Origin of the sequence: Kribbella sp. NPDC051137 (assembly GCF_040682535.1) — a bacterium.
Classification (GTDB): domain Bacteria; phylum Actinomycetota; class Actinomycetes; order Propionibacteriales; family Kribbellaceae; genus Kribbella; species Kribbella karoonensis.
The window spans coordinates 1-21069 of sequence record NZ_JBFBBI010000013.1; the positions used below are offsets into that span (position 1 = coordinate 1).

General features: G+C 69.4%; 23 protein-coding genes, 2 tRNA genes and 2 pseudogenes. 10 read left to right on the forward strand and 17 right to left on the reverse strand.

What is annotated here, in order from left to right; all coding sequences use genetic code 11:
- Positions 1-59: 59 nt before the first annotated feature.
- The 3 genes from AB0M51_RS42305 to tenA form a co-directional block, all read right to left on the reverse strand.
- Positions 60-132: transfer RNA gene (locus tag AB0M51_RS42305), tRNA-Lys, on the reverse strand.
- Between the two features lie 71 nt (positions 133-203).
- Positions 204-1751 (reverse strand): NAD(P)/FAD-dependent oxidoreductase, encoded by a 1548-nt coding sequence (locus AB0M51_RS42310; protein WP_363754583.1) that lies wholly within the window; start codon positions 1749-1751, stop codon positions 204-206.
- The gene (gene tenA / locus AB0M51_RS42315; protein WP_344190702.1) at positions 1748-2410 is read right to left on the reverse strand and encodes a thiaminase II; all 663 of its coding nucleotides are present in this window, start codon (positions 2408-2410) and stop codon (positions 1748-1750) included. The genes AB0M51_RS42310 and tenA overlap by 4 nt, the downstream gene beginning before the upstream one ends.
- Before the next feature lie 92 nt (positions 2411-2502).
- Here tenA and AB0M51_RS42320 point away from each other — a divergent pair, with 92 nt between their 5' ends.
- Positions 2503-4215: an aminotransferase class V-fold PLP-dependent enzyme gene (locus tag AB0M51_RS42320; RefSeq protein ID WP_363754586.1), complete on the forward strand. Its 1713-nt coding sequence runs from the start codon at positions 2503-2505 to the stop codon at positions 4213-4215.
- A 44-nt stretch (positions 4216-4259) separates the two neighbouring features.
- On the opposite strand, the gene AB0M51_RS42325 is transcribed toward AB0M51_RS42320, so the two are convergent.
- From AB0M51_RS42325 to AB0M51_RS42335, 3 genes and pseudogenes are all read right to left on the reverse strand, one after another.
- A complete protein-coding gene (locus AB0M51_RS42325) occupies positions 4260-4607 on the reverse strand; it encodes an ankyrin repeat domain-containing protein (protein ID WP_363754597.1) in 348 nt (115 codons plus the stop codon).
- A gap of 368 nt (positions 4608-4975) precedes the next feature.
- A pseudogene (locus AB0M51_RS42330) lies at positions 4976-5464 on the reverse strand (ankyrin repeat domain-containing protein); the annotation flags it as partial.
- The gene (locus AB0M51_RS42335) at positions 5461-6414 is read right to left on the reverse strand and encodes a gluconolaconase (protein WP_344190694.1); all 954 of its coding nucleotides are present in this window, start codon (positions 6412-6414) and stop codon (positions 5461-5463) included. The gene AB0M51_RS42335 and the pseudogene AB0M51_RS42330, both read right to left, overlap by 4 nt.
- A gap of 145 nt (positions 6415-6559) precedes the next feature.
- Here AB0M51_RS42335 and AB0M51_RS42340 point away from each other — a divergent pair, with 145 nt between their 5' ends.
- Genes AB0M51_RS42340 through AB0M51_RS42350 form a run of 3 tightly spaced genes read left to right on the forward strand, consistent with a single transcriptional unit; the run spans position 6560 to position 9352 of the window.
- Positions 6560-7729, forward strand: coding sequence for a sensor histidine kinase (locus AB0M51_RS42340; RefSeq protein WP_344190692.1), 1170 nt, complete (start codon positions 6560-6562; stop codon positions 7727-7729).
- On the forward strand, positions 7726-8346 hold the full coding sequence (locus tag AB0M51_RS42345) for a response regulator transcription factor (RefSeq protein ID WP_344190689.1): 621 nt from the start codon (positions 7726-7728) through the stop codon (positions 8344-8346). The genes AB0M51_RS42340 and AB0M51_RS42345 overlap by 4 nt, the downstream gene beginning before the upstream one ends.
- A 13-nt stretch (positions 8347-8359) precedes the next feature.
- Positions 8360-9352: a cation diffusion facilitator family transporter gene (locus AB0M51_RS42350; RefSeq protein ID WP_344190686.1), complete on the forward strand. Its 993-nt coding sequence runs from the start codon at positions 8360-8362 to the stop codon at positions 9350-9352.
- Here the strand turns inward: AB0M51_RS42350 and AB0M51_RS42355 are convergent.
- On the reverse strand, positions 9349-9699 hold the full coding sequence (locus tag AB0M51_RS42355; protein ID WP_344190684.1) for a thioesterase family protein: 351 nt from the start codon (positions 9697-9699) through the stop codon (positions 9349-9351). The two genes, AB0M51_RS42350 and AB0M51_RS42355, sit on opposite strands and share 4 nt — an antisense overlap.
- 38 nt (positions 9700-9737) lie before the next feature.
- On the opposite strand from AB0M51_RS42355, the gene AB0M51_RS42360 reads away from it, so the two are divergent.
- Positions 9738-10349 (forward strand): MarC family protein, encoded by a 612-nt coding sequence (locus AB0M51_RS42360; RefSeq protein WP_344190682.1) that lies wholly within the window; start codon positions 9738-9740, stop codon positions 10347-10349.
- Positions 10350-10388: 39 nt separating this feature from the next.
- Here AB0M51_RS42360 and AB0M51_RS42365 read toward each other — a convergent pair whose 3' ends face one another.
- The 3 genes from AB0M51_RS42365 to AB0M51_RS42375 all read right to left on the reverse strand — a co-directional run bounded on the left by AB0M51_RS42365 (position 10389) and on the right by AB0M51_RS42375 (position 12571).
- A complete protein-coding gene (locus AB0M51_RS42365) occupies positions 10389-11189 on the reverse strand; it encodes a hypothetical protein (protein ID WP_344190680.1) in 801 nt (266 codons plus the stop codon).
- Positions 11190-11203: 14 nt separating this feature from the next.
- Positions 11204-11692, reverse strand: a complete 489-nt coding sequence (locus AB0M51_RS42370; protein WP_344190678.1) for a SigE family RNA polymerase sigma factor — start codon at positions 11690-11692, stop codon at positions 11204-11206.
- A gap of 225 nt (positions 11693-11917) precedes the next feature.
- Positions 11918-12571: a GntR family transcriptional regulator gene (locus tag AB0M51_RS42375; protein ID WP_344190676.1), complete on the reverse strand. Its 654-nt coding sequence runs from the start codon at positions 12569-12571 to the stop codon at positions 11918-11920.
- 136 nt (positions 12572-12707) lie between these two features.
- Here AB0M51_RS42375 and AB0M51_RS42380 point away from each other — a divergent pair, with 136 nt between their 5' ends.
- Positions 12708-13973, forward strand: coding sequence for an MFS transporter (locus AB0M51_RS42380; RefSeq protein WP_344190674.1), 1266 nt, complete (start codon positions 12708-12710; stop codon positions 13971-13973).
- Positions 13970-14515 (forward strand): DinB family protein, encoded by a 546-nt coding sequence (locus tag AB0M51_RS42385; protein ID WP_344190672.1) that lies wholly within the window; start codon positions 13970-13972, stop codon positions 14513-14515. The genes AB0M51_RS42380 and AB0M51_RS42385 overlap by 4 nt, the downstream gene beginning before the upstream one ends.
- 78 nt (positions 14516-14593) lie before the next feature.
- On the opposite strand, the gene AB0M51_RS42390 is transcribed toward AB0M51_RS42385, so the two are convergent.
- From AB0M51_RS42390 to AB0M51_RS42400, 3 genes are all read right to left on the reverse strand, one after another.
- Positions 14594-14669: transfer RNA gene (locus AB0M51_RS42390), tRNA-His, on the reverse strand.
- A 68-nt stretch (positions 14670-14737) separates the two neighbouring features.
- Positions 14738-15358 (reverse strand): oligoribonuclease, encoded by a 621-nt coding sequence (gene orn, locus AB0M51_RS42395; protein WP_344190670.1) that lies wholly within the window; start codon positions 15356-15358, stop codon positions 14738-14740.
- Between the two features lie 51 nt (positions 15359-15409).
- Positions 15410-16300, reverse strand: a complete 891-nt coding sequence (locus tag AB0M51_RS42400; protein WP_344190668.1) for a class I SAM-dependent methyltransferase — start codon at positions 16298-16300, stop codon at positions 15410-15412.
- 33 nt (positions 16301-16333) lie between these two features.
- Here AB0M51_RS42400 and AB0M51_RS42405 point away from each other — a divergent pair, with 33 nt between their 5' ends.
- Positions 16334-16813 (forward strand): GNAT family N-acetyltransferase, encoded by a 480-nt coding sequence (locus tag AB0M51_RS42405; RefSeq protein ID WP_344190666.1) that lies wholly within the window; start codon positions 16334-16336, stop codon positions 16811-16813.
- A 43-nt stretch (positions 16814-16856) separates the two neighbouring features.
- Here the strand turns inward: AB0M51_RS42405 and AB0M51_RS42410 are convergent, their stop codons facing one another.
- The 3 genes from AB0M51_RS42410 to AB0M51_RS42420 all read right to left on the reverse strand — a co-directional run bounded on the left by AB0M51_RS42410 (position 16857) and on the right by AB0M51_RS42420 (position 18500).
- Complete coding sequence (locus AB0M51_RS42410; RefSeq protein WP_130381366.1) at positions 16857-17060, reverse strand: cold-shock protein; 204 nt, start codon at positions 17058-17060, stop codon at positions 16857-16859.
- Positions 17061-17156: 96 nt separating this feature from the next.
- Positions 17157-17933 carry a hypothetical protein gene (locus AB0M51_RS42415; protein ID WP_344190663.1) on the reverse strand — a complete coding sequence of 259 codons (777 nt, stop codon included), beginning with the start codon at positions 17931-17933 and terminating at the stop codon, positions 17157-17159.
- A gap of 12 nt (positions 17934-17945) precedes the next feature.
- A complete protein-coding gene (locus tag AB0M51_RS42420) occupies positions 17946-18500 on the reverse strand; it encodes a dihydrofolate reductase family protein (RefSeq protein WP_344190661.1) in 555 nt (184 codons plus the stop codon).
- Positions 18501-18633: 133 nt separating this feature from the next.
- On the opposite strand from AB0M51_RS42420, the gene AB0M51_RS42425 reads away from it, so the two are divergent.
- On the forward strand, positions 18634-19605 hold the full coding sequence (locus AB0M51_RS42425) for a 2-dehydropantoate 2-reductase (protein ID WP_344190659.1): 972 nt from the start codon (positions 18634-18636) through the stop codon (positions 19603-19605).
- Between the two features lie 148 nt (positions 19606-19753).
- Positions 19754-20761 carry a LacI family DNA-binding transcriptional regulator gene (locus AB0M51_RS42430; protein ID WP_344190657.1) on the forward strand — a complete coding sequence of 336 codons (1008 nt, stop codon included), beginning with the start codon at positions 19754-19756 and terminating at the stop codon, positions 20759-20761.
- Between the two features lie 87 nt (positions 20762-20848).
- Here AB0M51_RS42430 and AB0M51_RS42435 read toward each other — a convergent pair.
- Positions 20849-21069 (reverse strand): annotated as a pseudogene (locus AB0M51_RS42435) (hypothetical protein); the annotation flags it as partial.

Consider the following 21069-nt stretch of genomic DNA (forward strand, 5'->3'; position numbering starts at 1 on the left):
ATAAGCCGTACCTGGGATGGGTCCGCAGAGGCGGGACCCGCCTCTGACCTGCAGTTTTGTGCGCCGCCAGGGACTCGAACCCCGAACCCGCTGATTAAGAGTCAGCTGCTCTGCCAATTGAGCTAGCGGCGCCGGTTTTGCATTCGCGGTTGCTTGCGAACGAAGAGGATCGTAGCAGGGGGATCGGGGAGATGCGAAATCGGTTAGTGGGTGAGGACGGTCATCGCGGCGTTGTGGCCGCCGAGGCCGGAGACGGCGCCGCCGCGGCGGGCGCCGGAGCCGCAGATCAGGAGGTTGGGGACGTCGGTTTCGGTGCCCCAGCGGCCGGTGTCGACGGGGGTGGTGGCCCAGGGCCATTGGAGGTCGCCGTGGAAGATGTGGCCGCCGGGCATGCCGACGGATTCCTCGATGTCGTACGGCGTCTTGGCCTCGACGCAGGGGTTGCCGTCGGCGTCCCGGGCGATGCAGTCCGCGAGCGGTTCGGCGAGGTACGAGTCGAGGCCGGCGAGCACCCGGCGGGTCGCCTCGGTACGGGCGGAATCGTTGTCGGAGGCAAATAACCGGGCGGGGAAGTGGACGCCGAACACGGTCAGCGTGTGGTAGCCCGCGGCAACCAGCTCGGGGGAGAGGATCGACGGGTCGGTCAGCGAGTGGCAGTACACCTCGGACGGCGGTACGGCGGGGAGCTCGCCGCCGGCCGCGGTGCGGTACGCCGACTCGAGCTGGCTGTAGTCCTCGTCGATGTGGAAGGTGCCGGCGAAGGCCCGGGCCGGGTCGTCGCCCGACTTCAGCGCCGGCAGGTGGCGCAGCAGCAGGTTGATCTTCAGCTGCGACCCCTCCGGCTTCTCGACGCCTGCCTGACCACGTAGCGCAGCCAGGGTCGACGGTGCGACGTTCGACAGCACCCAGGCGCAGTCCACGGAGCGCTCGCCGTCGCCGCCCAGCCAGGTGACCGAGCCGCGCGTCCCGTCGACCTCTACGGACGTGACTGCGGCGTTGGTGACCAGCGCGGCACCTGCACGCCGTGCGGCCACGGCCAGCGCGTCGGTGACCGCTCCCATGCCTCCCACAGGTACCCGCCACTCGCCGGTGCCGTTGCCGATCAGGTGGTACAGGAAGCACCTATTCTGGATCAGCGACTCGTCGTGCAGTCCTGCGAACGTTCCGATCACGGAATCGGTCGCGACGACGCCCCGGACGGTGTCGTCGGCGAAACGCCGCTCGATGGTCTCTCCGAGGGGTCGCTCGACCAGCTCGTCCCACAGCGCGCTGTCGACGCGGGAGCGGATCTCAGCGGCCGGCTGGAGCGGCTCGAGCAGTGTGGGCGCTACAGCGGCCGCCAGCGAGCCGACGGCGCCATAGAAGTCGGTCCAGGCCTGGTACTCCGTATCGCTGCCCGTGAGCGTCCGGAACGAGTCCCTCGTGCCCGGGCCTTCCGGCCGCTCGACCAGCAGGCCGGCGTCGCGGCCACCACGGCGTACCGGTGTGTACGACGCAACGGCGCGCGAGCGGAGGTCCAGGCCGAGCCCCAGGTCGGCGACGATCTTGTCGGGCAGCAGGCTGACCAGGTACGAGTACCGCGACAACCGCGCGTCTACGCCTGGGAAGACCCGCTCGCTGACCGCCGCGCCGCCGGTGTGCGCCTGCTGCTCCAGGACGAGCGTCGAGAGCCCGGACTGGGCCAGGTACGTGGCAGCGACGAGACCGTTGTGCCCACCGCCGACTATGACGACGTCGTAGAAGTCCTTCATCGCACCGGCCAATCGAGCTTGTGATAAGCGGCGTCCCAGAACATCCATTCGTAACGGCACGTGGTAGCGAAGTGCTGGTGACAGCGTTCCCGCTCTGCGGTACCGACGTCCAGTGTGTCTGTCACCGCAAGCACCTGTTCGACCACGGCGTCGAACTCCTCCGAGCCGTACGTCGCGATCCACTTCGCGTACAACGGGTCCGGTGACGACCGCTTGAGCAGCTCCCGCCCCACGTCCCGGTAGATCCAGTAACACGGCAGTACGGCGGCCACGGCCTCGGCGTACGTCCCCGTGGCGCACACAGCCGTCAGATAAGACATGTACGCCGTTGTAGTCGGCCCGGAACCCGCAGCGTCCACGTCAGCCGGTGTGAGCCCGAGGGAACCCAGCAGCGACGTGTGCAGCTCTCGCTCGACCGCGATCGCGTTGGCGGCGTGCAGCGCGAACATGCTGACCGCATCCTCGTCGGTCGCCCGGCCGGCGACCAGGCTGAGCGCCCGCGAGTACGCGCGCAGGTAGTGGCTGTCCTGCGTGATGAAGTACTGGAACGCGTCGTGGTCCAGCGTCCCGTCGGTCAGGCCGGTGATGAAGGGGTGCCGGACGATCTGCTCGTACACGGAGGCGGCACCGCGGTCCCACAGCTCGCTGGAAAACGTCATCCCCACTCCTTGCCGTCGACTGCCACCGACCTTATCCACAGGGCGCGCACGGAGCACGAGACGCAGATCACCTCCGCGCCCTACTCTGAAGCATGGGTGCACTCGAGGGGATGCCGCCGGAGACGCCGCTGCTCCGGCAGATCCGCGCGTCGGTGATCGGCGACGACCAGGTGATGCCCGGGCCGTATGGTCCGCGGCGGGTGACGTACGCGGACTACACCGCCTCCGGCCGGGCTCTCACGTTCCTCGAGGACTTCATCCGCGACGAGGTGCTGCCGCGGTATGCGAACACTCACACCGAGTCGAGCGGGACCGGTCTGCAGACCACCCGGCTGCGGGAGGACGCCCGCCGGATCATCCACACCAGCGTCGGCGGCGACGACGAGACCGCGGTGATCTTCTGCGGTTCCGGCGCGACCGGCGCGATCGACAAGCTGATCGGGATCATGGGCCTGCGGATCCCGGCCGAGCTCGACGACAGGTACCACCTCAGCGACCAGATCCCGCTGGAGCAGCGCCCCGTCGTCTTCATCGGGCCGTACGAGCACCACTCGAACGAGCTGCCCTGGCGCGAGTCGATCGCGGACGTGGTGATGATCAGCCAGGACGCGGACGGCCACATCGACATCGACCAACTCGAGTCGCGGCTGCAGCAGTTCGCCGCCCGCCCGCTGAAGATCGGCTCGTTCTCGGCGGCGAGCAACGTCACGGGCATCGTCAGCAACACACAGCGGGTGTCCGCGCTGCTCCACCGGTACGGCGCCCTGTCGTTCTGGGACTGCGCCGCCGCAGCGCCGTACGTCGAGATCGACATGTACGGCGGGCGCGACCAGGACCCGCTCTCGTACAAGGACGCGATCTTCCTCAGCCCGCACAAGCTGATCGGCGGTCCGGGGACGCCGGGCGTGCTGGTCGCGCGGCGCGAGCTGCTCCGCAACCGGGTGCCCGACGTACCAGGCGGCGGCACGGTCGCGTACGTGAACCCGCTGGAGCACCGCTACCTGGACGACCCGGTGCACCGCGAGGAAGGCGGGACGCCGGCGATCATCGGGTCGATCCGGGCCGGGCTGGCGTTCCAGCTGAAGCAGGCGGTCGGGATCGACGTGATCCGCGCGCACGAGGACGCGTACCTGCGGCGCGCGGTCGAGGCATGGAAGAGCGAGCCGGGCCTGCAGATCCTCGGCAACCTGGACGCGGAGCGGCTGTCGATCGTCTCGTTCGTGGTGAAGGGCCCGTCCGGGCGGTACCTGCACCACAACTTCGTCGTCGCGCTGCTGAACGACCTGTTCGGCATCCAGTCCCGCGGCGGGTGTTCGTGCGCCGGCCCGTACGGTCATGCGCTGCTTGGGATCGACCTGGCCAGGTCGCACGAGTTCGAGGAGGAGATCCTGCACGGCTGCGAGGGGATCAAGCCGGGCTGGGTGCGGGTCAACTTCAACTACTTCATCTCCGAAGCGGTCTTCTCGTACGTCGTCGAGGCGGTCAAGCTGGTCGCCCGCGACGGGTGGCGGCTGCTCGGCGACTACCGCTTCGACCCGGCCACCGGCCTCTGGCGGCACCACCGAGGCCCGGTCGAGCCGCCGCTGCGGCTCTCTCAGGTCGGCTACGACTCCGACGGCAGGCTCAGGTATCCGCGGCACGACCACACGGCGCCCGAGTCCGCCCTCGGCGACTACCTCGCCGAGGCCCGCGACCTGCTGGCCACCTGCGCCGAGAACCAGCCCGACCCCGACGGCCGGGTCAACAGCGGTTTCGACCACCTCCGCTGGTTCGAGCTGCCGTCCCGCTGCCTGACCCGCGACTAGCGGGCGCCGCCCGTCCGACTTCCCGTCCGCTGCCTGATCCGCGACTAGCGGGCGCCGGCAGCCTCGAGGATCTTGGCGATCTCGGCGTAGCCGCGGGAGCGGGCGTGCTGGAGCGGGGTGACGCCGGCCTTGTCGGCGAGGCTCGGGTCGGCGCCGGCGTCGACGAGGATCCGCACGATGTCCTGCCACGGTTTCGTACCCTTGCCGAGGATGATCGCCTCGAGCAGCGCGGTCCAGCCGAGGTCGTTGACGTGGTTGACGTCGATCCTGGTCCTGACCGCCCGCCGGACGTAGTCGACGTGACCGCGTTCGCTCGCCGGGATCAGCGACGTACCGCCGAACCGGTTCCGCAGCGTGAGGTCCGGGTTCGCCGGCAGCAGCGTCTCCAGCATCGCGACGCTGCCGGTGACGCCGGTGACGAGCCAGGCGGAGTCCTTCCGGTCGTCCTGCGCGTCGGGATCCGCGCCGAGCTGGACCAGCAGCCGGGCCACGTCCACCCGGTCGTTGAGCGATGCGGCAACAGCGCCGTACGCTGGTGATCGTCGCGGGACTCGATCTTCGCGCCGGCCGCCAGCGCCGCGGCAGCTTTGTCGGTGTCGCCGGCGGTGGCGGCATCGAGCAGGTCGCCGGCGGTTGCGTGAGCATCCAGTACGGCGCTCACCGGCCGCTGACCGCGCTCCTTCGCCGCCTGCACCGGGGTAGTGCCGTCGTTGACGGCAGGCTTGTTCCGATCCGCGCCGCCGGCGACCAGCAGCCGAACGGTGTCGACGTACTGCGGGGTGCCCTTGCCGAGGATGACTGCCTCGTGCAGCGCGGTCCAGCCCAGATTGTTCACGTGGTTGACCGCTACGCCTGCCTGGATCAGCCGGCCGACGACCGCGGCGTGACCGCGCTCGGCCGCCCGGATCAGCGCCGTACCGTGGTAGCTGTCGAGACTGCGGACATCCGCACCGTGGGCGAGCGTCAAGTTGAGCAGGTCGAGGTAGCCCTCGCTGGCCGCGATCAGGAACGCGCTCTGGACGGTGCTGTCGACTGCGTTGACGTTGGCACCGGCCTCGATCAGGCGCTTGGCGGTAGGGACGTCGTTCTTCCAGGCTGCGGTGATCAACTGGCTGTCGAGCGTGGACGGCACGGTGGCGCTCCTCGAAGGAGTCGGAGTTGGTAGGGGAGTGCTGGTGGGCTCGGCAGAGCACGCGGTGGTCACCGCCATCAGCAGGACGGCGACCACGGCGATCGGGCGGCGTTTCATCGGCGCGGGTTCAGCGTAATGACCTGGTACGGCGGGACGGCGGTCGCCTCGTCGAACTTGCTGTCGACCACCAGTAGCCGGCCCTGAGCGAGTTTCGCGGTGGTCAGCACCCGGTCGGGATCGGTCGGCTTCGCGGACAGCAGCCGCGCGCTGGAGCCGTCGGCCGAGAGCCGCAGCGTGCTCAGCACCTTGGAGAAGTTCCGCACGACCCAGAGGGTGTTGCCCTGCTGGACCAGTCCGTCGGCGTTCACCAGATCGGCACCGGCGGTGTCGACGGCGGTGGCCTTCGCAGTCCGCAGGTCGAACCGCCACAGCTTGCCGACGTTGCCCTGGGCCACGACCAGCGCCTTGCGGTCCGGGGACAGCACGATGCCGCCGAGGTTGAAGCCGGTCGCGGTCTTGACGGTGCCGGTCGCGTCGGCCCAGGTGCTGACGCTCCACCGGCCGTTGCGCTCGGAGACCCGGAAGATCTGCGGCGCGTTCGAGTTCGTGATGTAGGCGGCGCCGTCCGGGCCGATCACGATGTCGTTGAGGAACGAGTTCGGTACGCCGGTGCGGAGGGCGGCAAGCAGCTTGCCGTCGCGGCCGTAGACCCACAGGTCCGGCGCGCCGGGGTGGTCGATCCCGTTCGGCCCGCCGGCGACGTACACCCGGCCCTGGGAGTCGACGTTCACGCCGCGGGCGGTCCAGCGGCCGTCGGTCCCGTCGCCCTTCAGCCACTCGACGGCGTTCGCCGAGTTGACCTGGCCACGGTGGATCTCGCCGCCGGTGGTCTCGGAGACGTAGTAGTTCCCGGTGCGGGCGTCGTACCCGATGCCCTCGAACTTCGAGCCGCCGGGATCGCCGGGGAGCTCATAGGTGTTCGGACGGGCCGCGAACGCCGTCGAGGCGCCGGCGCCGAGCAGAGTGGCGGACAGTGCGAGGGTGGCGGACAGCGAACGGACGGACATCTGAACCTCTCAAACGGTCGGTGGATTTCGAGCTGCCTCCAGCCTCCGTCCCCCGCACCCCTGCGCACGACGGGTCTTCGGCTACCAACAGATAGCCGAACGGATGATTCGGAACCGGCTCCACCGGGCCTACGATCGGCTGAACATGTCCACTGCGCACACCCCATCGATCCTGAGCCATGCGACCCGGCTGGTGGCTGCCTTGCATGCTGCGCTGGTCGTGCTCGTGCTGGCGTCCGTGGTGCGGTATCTGACCGGCCACGGGTTCACCGAGCGCGGTCCGTGGATCCTCCTGGCGGCCGTGGTGCTGCTGGCGACGTACGGCGCCTACCGGCTGCTGCCCAGCCGGGTCTGGCTCGCGCTATTAGTGCTGGAGTGGTGCGTGCTGGTGTTTCTGGCGCCGTCGTTCGCCTGGTGCGCCGTGCCGCTGTCCTTTGTTGCGCTACGCATCTTGTCGTTCCGGCCGGCCTGTCTGGTCGTGGCCGGCATGGTGGTGGTCACCGTGGTGCAATGGACCCGAATGGCCGACCGGCTGGACCCGACGATCGTGCTCGGGCCGGTGTGCATCGCAGTGCTTGCCGTAGGCGCCTATCGGGCGCTGGAGCGGGACGCCCTGGCCAGACAGGCCCTGCTGGACGACCTGCACGCGGCACAGGGCGATCTGGCCGACGCACAGCACCAGGCCGGAGTGATCGCCGAGCGGGCCAGGTTGTCGCGAGAGATCCACGACAGCGTGGCGCAGGGCCTGTCCAGCATCAACCTGTTGCTCCAGGCGGCGGAGCGAGAGTGGGACGACAAGCCCGCTGTAGCCCGTCAGCACGCGGCCCAGGCAGCAGCAACGGCACGCGACGGGCTGGACGAAGCCAGGCGGGTCGTGCGCGACCTGGCACCCGCAGAGCTCGCCGCGGGCCTGCCGGACGCACTCCGCAAGACCTGTGAACGCTTGTCCGCCCATAGCGACCTCAAGATCCACGTCCAGGTGCACGGTACGCCGGTGACGCTGGACTCGGAGGTGGAGACCGCACTGCTCCGCACGGCTCGCGGCGCGGTCGCCAACGTGCTCGAGCACGCGCACGCGGAGTCGGCGTTCGTGACTCTCACCTACCAGCCGGACGAGGTCGTCCTCGACGTTGTGGATAACGGCCGGGGCCTTCCGCGATCTCATGCCAAGATCGATTCCGACCGCGGTCATGGACTGGCCGGGATCCGGGAACGGCTGAGACAACTGGGAGGAACGCTCGTGCTGGAGAGTGAACCGGGGGACGGTACGGCGTTGGCCGCTTCGATTCCCCTGAAGGTCGCGGAGGATCGATGATCCGGGTGGCATTGGTCGACGACCATCCTGTGGTGCGGTTCGGCATCCGGGCGCTGGTCGACGGCCAGGACGACCTGACCGTCGTCGGCGAGGCCTCGGACGCGCACAGCGCCGAGCAGCTCGTCGCCGCGGTCCGCCCCGACGTGGTGCTGATGGACCTCAACCTGGGGCCGGGCGCGGGCGGAGCGGAGGTGACCGCGAGGCTGCGGAGAATGGCCGATCCGCCGTACGTGCTGATCCTGACGACGTACGACACCGAGGCCGACATCATGGGCGCGATCGACGCCGGCGCCTCCGGGTACCTGCTGAAGGACGCGCCGCCGGAGGACCTGTTCCGCGCGATCCGCGGCACCGCGCGCGGGGAGACCGTGCTCGCGCCGGCGGTCGCGGCCCGGCTGGTCCGCCGGACCGGTCCGACGCTGACCGAGCGCGAGGTGGAGATCCTCGGCCTGCTCGCCACCGGCAAGTCGAACCGGGAGCTGGCCAAGGCGTTGTACGTCAGCGAGGCGACGATCAAGTCGCACCTGCAACACATCTACACGAAGCTGGAGGTGGAGACCCGGGCGGCGGCCGTGGCGCGCGCGATCGAGCAACGCATCATCCGGGCGGTCAGCTGAGTATGGTCTGAGGGTGAGCAGCTCCGAGGACGACGACGGCGGTGGCGAGAGCCTCCTGACAGTGCTGGTCGCACTCAGCGCCAACCTGCTGATCGCGCTCGCCAAGACGATCGTCGCGGTGATCACCGGGTCCGCCTCGATGGCAGCCGAGTCCGCGCACTCGTGGGCCGACACCGGCAACGAGATCTTCCTGCTGGTCGGCGAGCGCCGGGCGCGGAAGCCGGCCGACCGGACGCATCCGCTCGGCTACGGCCGGGTCGGGTACATCTGGTCGATGTTCGCGGCGTTCGGCCTGTTCACGGTCGGTGCGGCGGTGTCGGTGTGGCACGGCATCCAGTCGCTGGAGCACGGCGAGGCGGAGGCCACGTCGTACGGCTGGGCGTACGCCGTGCTCGGCGTCTCGTTCGTGCTCGAGGGGATCTCGTTCACGCAGGCGCTGCGGCAGACGAAGGCCGGAGCGCTGGAGCGGATGCTGCGGCCGTGGCGATACGTCCGGATCACCTCGAACCCGGTGCTGCGGGCCGTGTTCGTCGAGGACCTGTCCGCGTTGATCGGCATCCTGATCGCGGGGCTCGCGATCCTGATGCACCAGTTGACCGGCAACGCTGCGTGGGACGCGGTCGGGTCGATCGTGGTCGGCGTACTGCTCGGCGTGGTGGCGCTGTTCCTGATCAGCCGGAACATGGACTTCCTGACCGGCGAGGCGGTCACCCCGCTGGCCCGGAACCGGGTGCTCCGGGCGTTGCTCGAGCACCAGGACATCGAGCGGGTGACTTTCCTGCACATGGAGTGGGTCGGCGCCGACCGGATCTTCCTGGTCGCGGCGGTCGATGTCACCGGCAACGACGTCGAGTCCGAGGTCGCGGCCCGGCTGTACGCGATCGAGGACGCGCTGAACGCCCGGCGCGAGATCCAGCAGGCGATCCTCACCCTGTCCCGCCCCGGCGACGCCACCAGCCTGCAGCCCGACCAGCTTCCGCGCTGGTACGTCGAGCCGCAGTCCTAAGGCACGTTCGCGAGGAAGGTCTCGCGGTCGACGATCACCCGGACGTGCTCGCAGTCCGCGATCAGCTGACCCGCGGAGTTCGTGGCGCGGACCTGGAAACGCAGGTTATTGCCGTCGACCTCGGGAGTGTCCGCCGTGATGTCGACGGTGTCGCCGACGCGGGTCGGCATCCGGTGCCGCATGCGGACCGACGTACCGACGGAGGTCTGGCCCGCCGCCAGCAGCGGCCGGGCGAGTTCGATGGCGGCGTACTCCAGCCAGGTGATCAGCCGCGGCGTGGCGAGCACCTCGACGTCTCCGCTGCCGACGGCGATCGCGGTGTCGGCGGAGGTCACAACATGTCGCACGGCGAAGTGTCCTTACTCGAGGTGTACGCTTCCCGACCGTGGAGCCCGTACACGTGGCGGTTTCGGCTTTGGCTGCATTGTTGCCGATCACCAACCCGGTCGGTGCGCTGGCCACCTTCGCAGGCCTGACGGACGGCGTCGAGCGCACCGCGATGCGCCGCCAGGCGGTGATGACGGGCGTCTACGTGCTCGGCATCCTGACGGTGTTCGCGCTGCTCGGCACGCTGGTGCTGGAAGGCTTGGGGATCGGCCTGCCCGCGCTGCAGATCGCCGGCGGCCTGGTGGTCGGCCACTCCGGCTTCGGGATGATCGTGTCCCGGCAGACGCTGACCGACGACGAGAAGACGCACGGCGTGGCGAAGCCGGACGTGTCGTTCTCACCGATGGCGCTGCCGCTCGTCGCCGGACCCGGCGCGATCGGTGTCGTGATCGCCCTGACCGCACGGCACCCGGGCGTCACCAACCGGCTCGGCGTGATCGCCGGAGTGGTCGTGATCGCCGCGTTGGTCGCGGTGCTGCTGCGGTTCGGTACGCCGCTCGTCGACAAGCTCGGCCCGACCGGGCTCGGCGCGCTGAGCCGGATCATCGGCTTCCTGACGCTGGCCATCGGCGTCGAGCTCGTCACGCACGGCGTGCTCGCGGCGAAGTAAGGCCCGGCGCCCACCTGGACGCCGGGCCGGTTCTGCTGCTTACTTACCGGTCTTGGAGACCGGCGGGAGCTTCCACGCCTTGTTCTCGGCCAGCGCTGTCAGGTCCTTGACGGACAGCAACGGCGTGGCGCGGCTGTGCCCCGGCTTCCCCTTCTCCCGGGGACCGTTGTAGCTGGTGAGGCTGATGCTGCGGCCGTCGCGGCGCTGCAGCAGGACGTAGTTGCTGACGACACCGAACTCTGCCTGGCGGCTGTCGGTGTACTCCGGCGACTCCTTCTCCACGTACAGGGTCGAGCCGTCCGGCAGTGTGCTGCAGCCTTGCTGGACCGGTACGCACCGGGGCTGCTCGCCGCCGCCGGAGAGCAGGACCTCCACCCGGGACGCCCCGTGCCCGTCGTTGACGACGTACGCCGCGGCGCTGAAGCTGCTGTCGCCCCAGGTCTCCGGCTTCGAGATGGTGCGGCCGGGGGCCGTGAGGAGCGTCTTGAGCGTGCTGAGCGTCTTCGTGTTGGCCGGTGCATACGTGGTCGACGGCGACGGCTTCATCGTCGGTTTCCCGCTCGGGTCCGCCGTCGGCTTCACTGACGCGTTCACGGTCGGCTTGGTGAGCGCGATCGGCGTACCGGCGGCCGCGCTGTCGGCGGGGGAGCTGAGTACGTGGATCCCGCCCGCGATCAGGCCGGCGGTTGCCAGTACGGCGCCGGTGCCGCCCGCGGCGAGCAGCGTCGTACGCCGGCGGCGCAACCGGATGCCCTGCACGACGGTGCGTTCCAGTAGGTCGGGGGAGACGGGCTCGAGGTTCTCGGTGGCCCGCTGCATCAGGTCGGTGAGGTTGTTCATGGGTTCTCCTGAGCTCAGAGGGCGATCAACTGGTCGGCACCGTCACCAAGAACCGCCCGGAGGCGCTCCAAGGCTCGGGAGGTACGTGTAGTGATCGCACTGGTCTTCTTGCCAAGATCGAGCGCCACCTGCTCGACGCTGCGATCTTCGAAGAACCGCAGCACCAGCACTGCCCGATCCAACGGTGCAAGCTCCCCCAACGCGCTCTGCAGAGCCACCCGCAACTCCACGTCCCCCACCCGCTCCGCGACCTCGGGCAGAACCTCCGTAGGCCGCTCGCCCCAGCTCTTACGCCGCCGCTGGGAGACGAACGTCCGCACCAACGCCGTCCGCGCGTAAGCCCCCGGCGTGTCGATCCGCCCCCATGCCGACATCATCTTGGCCAGCGTCTCCTGCACCAGGTCCTCGGCATGATGCCGATCCCCGCACAACAACCAGGCAGTCCGGTACAACCGCGGTATCTGCGCCCGCGCGAACTCCTCGAAGTCTTTGCCCGTATCCATCCGCACCTCCTGTAGATGCCTCTGCCTCAAGAGACGCATCCACAGGCGCGTCAGATCACACCCAAGTTCAGAACACCTTGGAAAGAACCCACACCGTAAACGCCAGAAGCCCCACCACGAACGTCACCACAACCACGACGCCGTACCCGAACCAGGCACTCCCGCTCAGCTTCACCAGAGCATCCTCGCACGCCCCGGGGACAAGCCCTCGCTCGAGCAGCGCACCTAACGGAGGGATTTGGAGTCAGTGACGTGGATGGGGGACCGGTGGTCGTGGAGGGCGTCGGAGAATGCTTCCCACTTGCCGTCGCGGGCCAGTTCCATGAGTTCGCGGTGCTCGGCGACGACCTCGGCCGGGGCGGCGGCGAGGCGGTCGCCGCTCTTGGCGATGACCATGTTCTGTCGTTCACGGAGCCGGTCGTAGGCGGCGAGCATGATGCTGTTGCCGGCTGCTTCGACGAACGCGCGGTGGAACTCGATCGCCAGCTGGGAGAACTCGGCGTAGTCGCCGGACTCGAGCGCGCTGAGCTGTGCGGTCAGGTTCGTCTCCTGCCGCTGTGCCGTCGCCTGGCGCCGGGCCCGGTCGGCGCGCTGGATGCCGGCGGTTTCGAGCGCGTGCAGGAAGTCGGCTGATTCACGCATCTCCTCGGCCGTGAAGTCGCGGACCAGCGCGCCGCGCTTCGGGTAGATCGTCACCCAGCCTTCGTCCTGGAGACGGGCCAGGGCGGTACGGACCGGCGTACGGGACATCTGCAGGTCGGCGGCGAGTTCGTTCTCGCTGAGCATCGAGCCGGGTGGGTAGGTGGCCTTGATGATGCCGTCCTTGATGGCCGAGCGAGCGCGGTCCGCCGCGGTCGGGGCTGTCCGGTCGGCGCTCACCAGCGCACTCTACCGCCTCGCTCCTTGCCCTGACCTTGTGTGGTGCAACTAGGATACAAGTTGCACATCAACTCTGACGAGGGGTGTAAGAAGCCATCGTCCGTTCCTGAGCTCCACCGGACCCGAAGGAATCTCTGTGTCACTCACCCCCGGCCAGGACGACGGACCGCGGCCGCCGGTTGCTCTTCCGGCGGAGCTCCAGCGCCGCACGCTGACCGTCGTGATCGTCTCCCAGATGTTCGGAGGGGCCGGCCTGGCCGCAGGAGTCACGGTCGGCGGACTCCTGGCCCAGGACATGCTCGGAGGCGAAGGTGTCGCGGGTCTGCCGTCCGGCCTCTTCACACTCGGATCGGCCGCGGCCGCGTTCACCGTCGGCCGCTACTCCCAGGTCGCGGGACGGCGCCGCGGTCTGGCGTCGGGTTTCCTGGTCGGAGCGCTCGGAGCGGCCGGCATCGTACTCGCCGCTGTGCTCGACAACCCGCCGTTGTTCTTCCTCGCACTGATCGTCTACGGCTCGGGTACGGCGACCAACCTGCAAGCCCGCTACGCAGGCACCGACCTTGCGTCACCGGCCGGACGCGCGACGGCAGTGTCCCTGGCAATGGTCGCCACGACGTTCGGCGCAGTGGCCGGCCCGAACCTGATCGGCCCGCTGGGAGACCTTGCCGATGCGCTCGGCGTACCAAGACTCGCCGGCCCGTTCCTGCTCGCCACTGTTGCCTACGGACTCGCCGGCCTGTTTCTGTTCGCGTTCCTCCGCCCCGATCCACTCCTGGTGGCACGCGGCCTGCACGCGGAGACTGTCCCGACCAGTGGTCACCGGACCGGACGGGTACCGGCCGGCGTGGTCATCGGTGCGACTGTCATGGTGCTGACTCAATGCACGATGACAGCACTGATGACGATGACCCCCATCCACATGCGTCAACACCACCACGCTCTGGGCCAGGTCGGCCTGGTGATCAGCCTGCACATCGCCGCGATGTACTTTCCGTCGCTGATCACCGGTCGTCTGGTCGACAAGGTCGGCCGGATCCCGATGGCCGTCGCGGCGGCCGGCACGCTACTCGCGGCAGGCATCACCGGGGCTCTGGCTCCAGGGGACTCGCTGGGTGGAATGGCACTCGCGCTCATTCTGCTCGGCCTCGGCTGGAACTTCGGCCTGATTTCGGGTACTGCGCTCATCGTGGACTCGACCACGCCCGAGACCCGAGCCCGTGTCCAGGGCGCGGTCGACGTCCTGATCGCGCTCGCCGGCGCCGGTGGCGGAGCGCTGTCCGGGATCGTTGTCGGCGCCACCAACTACGCAACCCTCGCGGTGGGCGGCGGCATCCTCGCGATGCTTCTGATCCCCGTCGCCGCCTGGTACTCCACCCCACGCCGTCTTGGAGCCGTCTCATGAACAACTATCTGCTGCCACTGCCCGACCTGCTCGCCGAGTACGACCGGGCCCGCGCCTACACCGACGAACTCTGGCGGGACCTCAGCCCGGACGAGGTCGTCTGGCGGCCGCACCCGAACTCCTCCGGCATCGGCTGGCATCTCGGTCACCAGGCTCATGTCGCCCACTTCATGATGCGCAACCTCACCGCCGCGGAACCCAGTCCCGATCCCGAACTCGACGGCCTGATGGACTCCGCCAACCCGGAAGAGTTCCGCGGCGCGCTTCCGACCATCGACCGGCTGGCCGACTTCCGCCGTACCGTTGCCGAACGCGTCCATGCACGGGTCGGCGACATCGCCGCCGGACACGTCGGCGCACCCGATCAACTCACGATCATCGCCGGCCACATGCTGACGGCGATCATCAACCACGAATATCAGCACGACCAGTGGATCAGCGAGGTTCGCTCACAGGACCTTGGCCACCCACTACCCGAGGCCCCCACCTCCGACCGCCTCTCCCGGGTCGACGGCTACCTGCTCCTCGACCCGCTCGGGTAGCAGTGGCGGGCACGCAGGCCCGGAACGACGAAACCCCAGGCCGGGAGCCTTCTCGCTCCTGCTCTGGGGTTTCTTCTTTGGGGTGAGTGACGGGACTTGAACCCGCGACCACCTGGACCACAACCAGGTGCTCTACCAGCTGAGCTACACCCACCATTGCCGTCCGAACTGCGACGGCTGAGCAATCATAGCGATGAAGTGGCAGGACCAGAAATCGGCAGGTCAGGAGGCGGTCGGGCGGTCTTCGGCGGGGGTCGTGACGAGGCTGGCGGCGGCCCGTGCGGTGCTGGAATCGGGCCCGGGCTGCGGCACGAAGACGGTCTGCCGGTAGTACCGGAGCTCCTCGATGCTTTCGGTGATGTCGGCGAGCGCGCGGTGGTTGCCGTTCTTCGCGGGGGTCGCGTAGTACACCCGCGGGTACCACCGGCGGACCAGCTCCTTGATCGAGCTGACGTCGACGTTGCGGTAGTGCAGGTGGGACTCGACGCGCGGCATGTCGCGGACCAGGAAGGTGCGGTCGGTGCCGACCGAGTTCCCGGCGAGGGCGGCCTTGCGAGGCTCCTTGACGTACGACTGGATGTAGTCGAGCACCTGCTGCTCGGCGTCGGCGAGCGGGTGGCCGTCGGCGAGCTCTTCCAGCAGCCCGGACGCGGTGTGCATGTCGCGGACGAAGTCGCCCATCTGCTCGAGCGCACCGGGGGGCGGGGCGATCACCAGGTCGATCCCGTCACCGAGCACGTTCAGTTCGTAGTCGGTGACCAGCACCGCGACCTCGATCAGAGCGTCGTTCTCCAGATCGAGGCCGGTCATCTCGCAGTCGATCCACACCAGCCGGTCGTCCATGGGCACCCACCTTACGGCGCGGCGCCGACAGTCCGGCGACCGCGTACCCGGTCAGCGCGGCGCGTGGCCGATGTGGACGCTCCGGACGGACAGTACGGCGAGGTCGGTGCGACGCCCGAGGAAATACGGTCCGTCGGGGTCCAGCAACTGCCGCCAGACGTCGACGTCCTCCGGATCGAGCCACTCCTGATCCGGTACCTCGTGCCCGTGACCGTGACCGTGCCCATGAGGCCCGCCGCCGGTCAGCCGTTCGATCCGCGTGCGGAACGCCTGCACGACACCGTCCAGCCGCTCCGGAGCCAACGGCGCCGGGGTCTCGCTCAGCACACTCCGCGTGGTCACGTCGACGAGTCCGGCCCGGGTCAGCGCCTCGGTCCACCCGTACGGCATCGGCACCGATCCGGGCAGCGAGTCCCGCATCACCTTGAACCACCGGTCCTGCGCCAGGTCCAGCCGCAACTCCAGGCCGGGCTCGCCGAGACCGAGGTCCCACGGCAACTGCCGCGACGGCAGCCCGCCCTCGGCCAGCGCCAACCGGCCGCCGGGCGCGAGCAACCCCGCCAACGCGTCCACGGCCGCCTGCTGGTCGGCGGCGTGGTGGACCGAGGCGGACGCCCAGATCAGGTCGGCCGGCGCACCGATTGCCTGACGCAACGGTTCCGCGCCGGCGTCCAGCGAGGCGAGCTCGCACCGCACCAGCCCGGCCGTGTGCTCGCGCGCCTGCGCCAGTACGTCCGGATCCGCGTCGATCGCCACCACCGTCGCGCCTGGCCGCGCCTCGGCGAGCGCCTTCGCCATCCCGCCTCCGCCGCACCCGACGTCCGCGAGCACCTGGTCGCCGTCGCGGACGAGTGTGCGGGCCACCTCCGCGTTCCAGCCGGCCTCGCCCTCCGCGGACGCCCGCAGCCGCCCGGCCTCGCCTGCCCAGTCGATCTCGATCATGCCGACCAGTATTGCGAGGTTTACCGTTGCGCGATGATCACCACCGAGCGCCTCACGCTGCTACCGCTGCGGGTCGAGTACGCCGTACCGATGGCAGAGGTGCTGTCCGACCCCGCTCTCTACACCTTCACCGGTGGGGAGCCGCCGACAGTGGCGGGGCTCGAGGCGCGGTACCGCCGCCAGCTCGCCGGCCCGGACCGGGAGGACGAACAATGGCTGAACTGGGTCGTCCGGTACGACGGCAACCTGATCGGCTACGTCCAGGCCACGGTCACCGGAGGTACGGCCGAAATTGCCTGGGTGATCGGCACCGCGTGGCAGGGCCGGGGATTCGCGAAAGAAGCAGCGCAGGGACTGGTCACCTGGCTGAGGGCTTCAAATGCCCGCCGGATCGTTGCACATGTCGATCCGGATCACACCGCATCGGCTGCCGTGGCAGCCGCGATCGGTCTCGCACGCACCGACGTACTGGAGGACGGCGAGTACCTGTGGAGCACGGCAGGCCCGGCGTGAGCCGGGCCTGCCGTCGAACAACCGTCAGAAGGACGGTCGAGAATCAGACCGGGCGAACGTTCTCCGCCTGCAGGCCCTTCGGGCCCTGGGCGATCTCGAACTCGACGCGCTGGTTCTCGTCCAGGGAGCGGAAGCCCTGGGTCTGGATCGCCGAGTAGTGCACGAACACGTCGGCGCCGCCGTCCTCCTGGGAGATGAAGCCGAAGCCCTTCTCGCCGTTGAACCACTTAACTGTTCCCAAAGCCATGTTTTTCTCCTGATACGACAAAACGCCCAGCGGATCACAAATCCGCGGGCGCTTCGACACGAACGTGGAACTGCAAAACTGCAACGATCTGAAACCCTAGCACGCTGGATGAGTAGTCAGCCACCCCTCGCCGCGCCGTACGTCGTACTCGTCCGGAGTTCCCGGCCACGTCCGCGCGCAGCCCGCCGTACCGCACTCGCACGCGAACGGGTACGGCGGCAACTCGGCCGGCCCGCCATCCGCCTGCCACAGCCGCCCCTGCCGGCACGCCGCGAGGTTCTCGTACTGCCGTTGCCTGCTCAACTCGGCACCAGGCTGCAAGCGGGGGAGCGGCCCGAGAGCATTGGCCACACTCTCGGCGACAGCAGCCCAGTCCGGGTCCGCCGAGACCTCGACGACGACCCGCCCGCGCTCCGCGGCCTCCCGCCGTACCCGATCTGCCAGTACGGCGTCCCGCGCCAGCAGGCCCTCCAAATGCTCACGGCCTCCCGGCCGCTGCTCCCGGGCCTGTCTGGTCTGCTCTGCGTCCGGCACCAACCACACTGCTGCTGTTACACCGTCAGCCATCGACGGATACAGCTGTGGGCCTTCCACCAGCGCAGGTACGTCGTGGAGCCCGCGTTCGCGCACGTCCTCCACGACCAGGTCCAGGCGCAGCTGAGCAGTCTCCACGAACCTGTCGGCCGCGTACTCGGGCCCTTCGGCGAGGTCTTCGGCCAGCGGCCGCAGCGGTGGCAGCCGGTCCAGGTGCGCGTAGGTCCACAGGTCGATCGGGTGCAGCGGCAGGTCGCCGCGACGCGCGAGGTCCCGGGCAATCGTCGACTTCCCCGCCCCCGGAGCCCCACCGATCCACACCATCGCCGGCCAGCTCACGGGCCCATCCTGCTACGGCCGCACGTACGTTGCCAGCGACGCCGCACCGGCCGGGACGATCGAGGCGAGCTTCAGGTGGATCGGCTGGTCGAGCGGGCCGAAGATCTTCTCGCCGGCCCCGACGATCGACGGCATCGTCATCAGGCGGTACTCGTCGACCAGGTCCGCGGCCTGCAGCTCCCGGATTACGCTCAGGCTGCCGGTGACCGCGATCGTCCGCGGCTCCGACCGTACGTAGTCGGCCAGCGTGCCCTCCATCAGCGTCGAGTTCGGGAACGCCGACACGTCGGTCAGTGAGTGCGACGCGACCACCTTGGCCATCCTGTTCATCTTGACGGAGAAGTCGTCCGTGCGGTTCGGCCAGAGCTTGCTGAACAGCTCCCAGGTGTTCCGGCCGAGCAGCAGTACGCCGGTGTCCATCAGGTCGCCGAGGCGGAACTTGTCCCCGCCGACGGTCTCCGGCCCGTGCCGGAACGCCCAGCCGCCGAACGGCGTACCGCCCGAGCCGTCGGGGTCGGTGATGACGCCGTCCATGCTGACGAATCCGGTGACGATGACGTGTCCCATGGCCCTGCTCCTTCTGCTCAACGGTTGATGCCGGTACATACCGCCGGAGGGCCATCGAATCATCGGTCGGGCCGAAATGTGACCTTGACCTCATTCGGCGTCATCGCCTACCGTATTCTGTATGCAATCTTCGATGAGAGTTGCGATTCTCGGCGCCGGTGCGATCGGGGCGTACGTCGGCGCCGCGCTGCACCGCGGCGGCACCGAAGTGCACCTGGTCGCCCGCGGCGCGCACCTGGCGGCGATCCGGTCCGGCGGCGTGCTGGTGCGCAGTCCCCGCGGCGACTTCACCGCCCGGACCCCGGCCACCGACGACCCGGCCGAGATCGGCCCGGTCGACTACGTCTTCCTCGGCCTCAAGGCGAACTCGTACGCGAGCGCCGGCCCGTTGCTCGCCCCGCTGCTGCACGACCGCACGGTCGTGGTCGCCGCGCAGAACGGCATCCCCTGGTGGTACTTCCACGGGCTGAAGGGTCCGTACGAAGGCCGCCGGATCGAGTCGGTGGACCCGGACGGCGCGGTCACCCGGGTGCTCGACCTCGACCGCGCGGTCGGTTGCGTCGTCTACTGCTCCACGGAACTCGAGGCGCCAGGCGTCGTGCGGCACCTCGAAGGCACCCGCTTCTCGATCGGCGAACCGGCCGGCGGTACGTCGGACCGCTGCGAGCGGTTCAGTACGGCGATGGTCGCCGGCGGGCTGAAGTGCCCGGTCGAGGCGGACATCCGCAACGACATCTGGATCAAGCTGCTCGGGAACGCGGCGTTCAACCCGATCAGCGCGCTGGCCCGGGCGACGATGGTGGAGATCGCCACGCACCAAGGCACCCGGCAGATGGTCCGGATGATGATGGAGGAGTCGCTGGAGATCGCGGCCGCGCTCGGCTGCCACCCGGACATCTCAGTGGACAAGCGGCTGGACGGCGCCGAGCGGGTCGGCGGGCACAAGACCTCGATGCTGCAGGACCTGGAGAAGGACAAGCCGCTCGAGTTGGACGTCATCCTCGCCGCGGTCGTCGAGCTCGCGGACCTCACCGGCGTACCTGCACCGACGCTGCGCGCCGTACACGCCGTCGCCGACCTGCTGGCCAGCAAGGTCGGCGTCTGACGGGGGCAGGTCCGGCCACAGCGACGTCGGACCTGCCTTCCCGGCTCGCCGGGACAGCCTTTGTGTTGACGCAAACATGTCTAGACTCCTGCCACACGGGAGGTGCCGGGTGGAGGGAACGGTAGGGAGACGGCGGCGGGGTCCTTCGATGGCCGACGTCGCGCGGCTGGCCGGGGTGTCGGGGCAGACCGTGTCACGGGTGGCGAACGGCCGGCAGAACGTCGACGCACTCACCCGCGCACGGGTCAAGGACGCGATGCGCCAGCTCGGCTACCGCCCGAACGGCGCCGCGCGGGCCCTGCGCAGCGGCGAGTTCCGCAGTATCGGCGTGATCGTCTTCGAACTCTCCACCTTCGGTACGACGCGAACCCTGGACGCGATCGCCACCGCCGCCACCGCGCGCGGGTACGCCGTCAACCTGATGCCCGTGCTCGCGGCGAGCCGCCAGGCGGTCGCGGACGCGTTCGCCAGGCTGGGAGAGCAGGCCGTGGACGGCGTCATCATGATGATCGAGGCGCACGTACTGGACGACGTACAGCTGCCCGTCGGCCTGCCGATCGTGGTCGTGCACGCCGGCGTGCACTACGACCACCCGGTCGTCGACACCGACCAGACGCAGGGCGCCAGGCTCGCGACGGAGCATCTGCTCGACCTCGGACACCGAACCGTCTGGCATGTCGCCGGACCGCCGTCGTCGTTCGCGGCCGACCAGCGGCGCCGGTCCTGGGAGCAGACCCTCCGCGGCCGCGGTCGCGACGTACCGGCGGCATTGTTCGGTGACTGGTCGTCGGCATCCGGGTACGACGCCGGCTGCCGGCTCGCGGCCGACCCGGACGTCACCGCGGTCTTCGTCGCCAACGACCAGATGGCGCTCGGCGTACTGCGTGCCCTGCATGCGCACAGCCTGTCGGTTCCGCGCGACGTCAGCGTGGTCGGCTTCGACGACATGGAGGAGGCGGCCCAGTTCTGGCCGCCGCTCACCACGATCCGTCAGACCTTCACCGACCTCGGCCGCCGCAGCGTCGACACCCTGCTCGCCGAGATCCACTCCACCGGCACCCGGCACACCCCCCACGCCGTCCCCACCACCCTCATCCGCCGCCACAGCACCGCCCCACCCCGCACCGCTTCGCCGCGCCCCACCCCGCCCGGCTAGCTTGCCCGTTCAGTTGGAGGGTTGCCCCCTCAGATTTCGAGGGGGCAACCCTCCACTCCAGGGGTTGACCGGTGGAGTGGAGGGTTGTCAGGCCGGCCGCTCGGCGGCGGCTGCGGCGGCGGACGCGGCGGTGGGGGCGAGGGTGTGGCGGAGCAGGTCGGCTGTCTCGGTGGGGGTTTTGCCTACGCGTACGCCGGCCGCCTCGAGGGCCTGCTGCTTCGCGGCCGCGGTCCCGGAGGAACCGGACACGATCGCGCCGGCGTGACCCATGGTCTTGCCCTCCGGCGCGGTGAAGCCCGCGACGTACC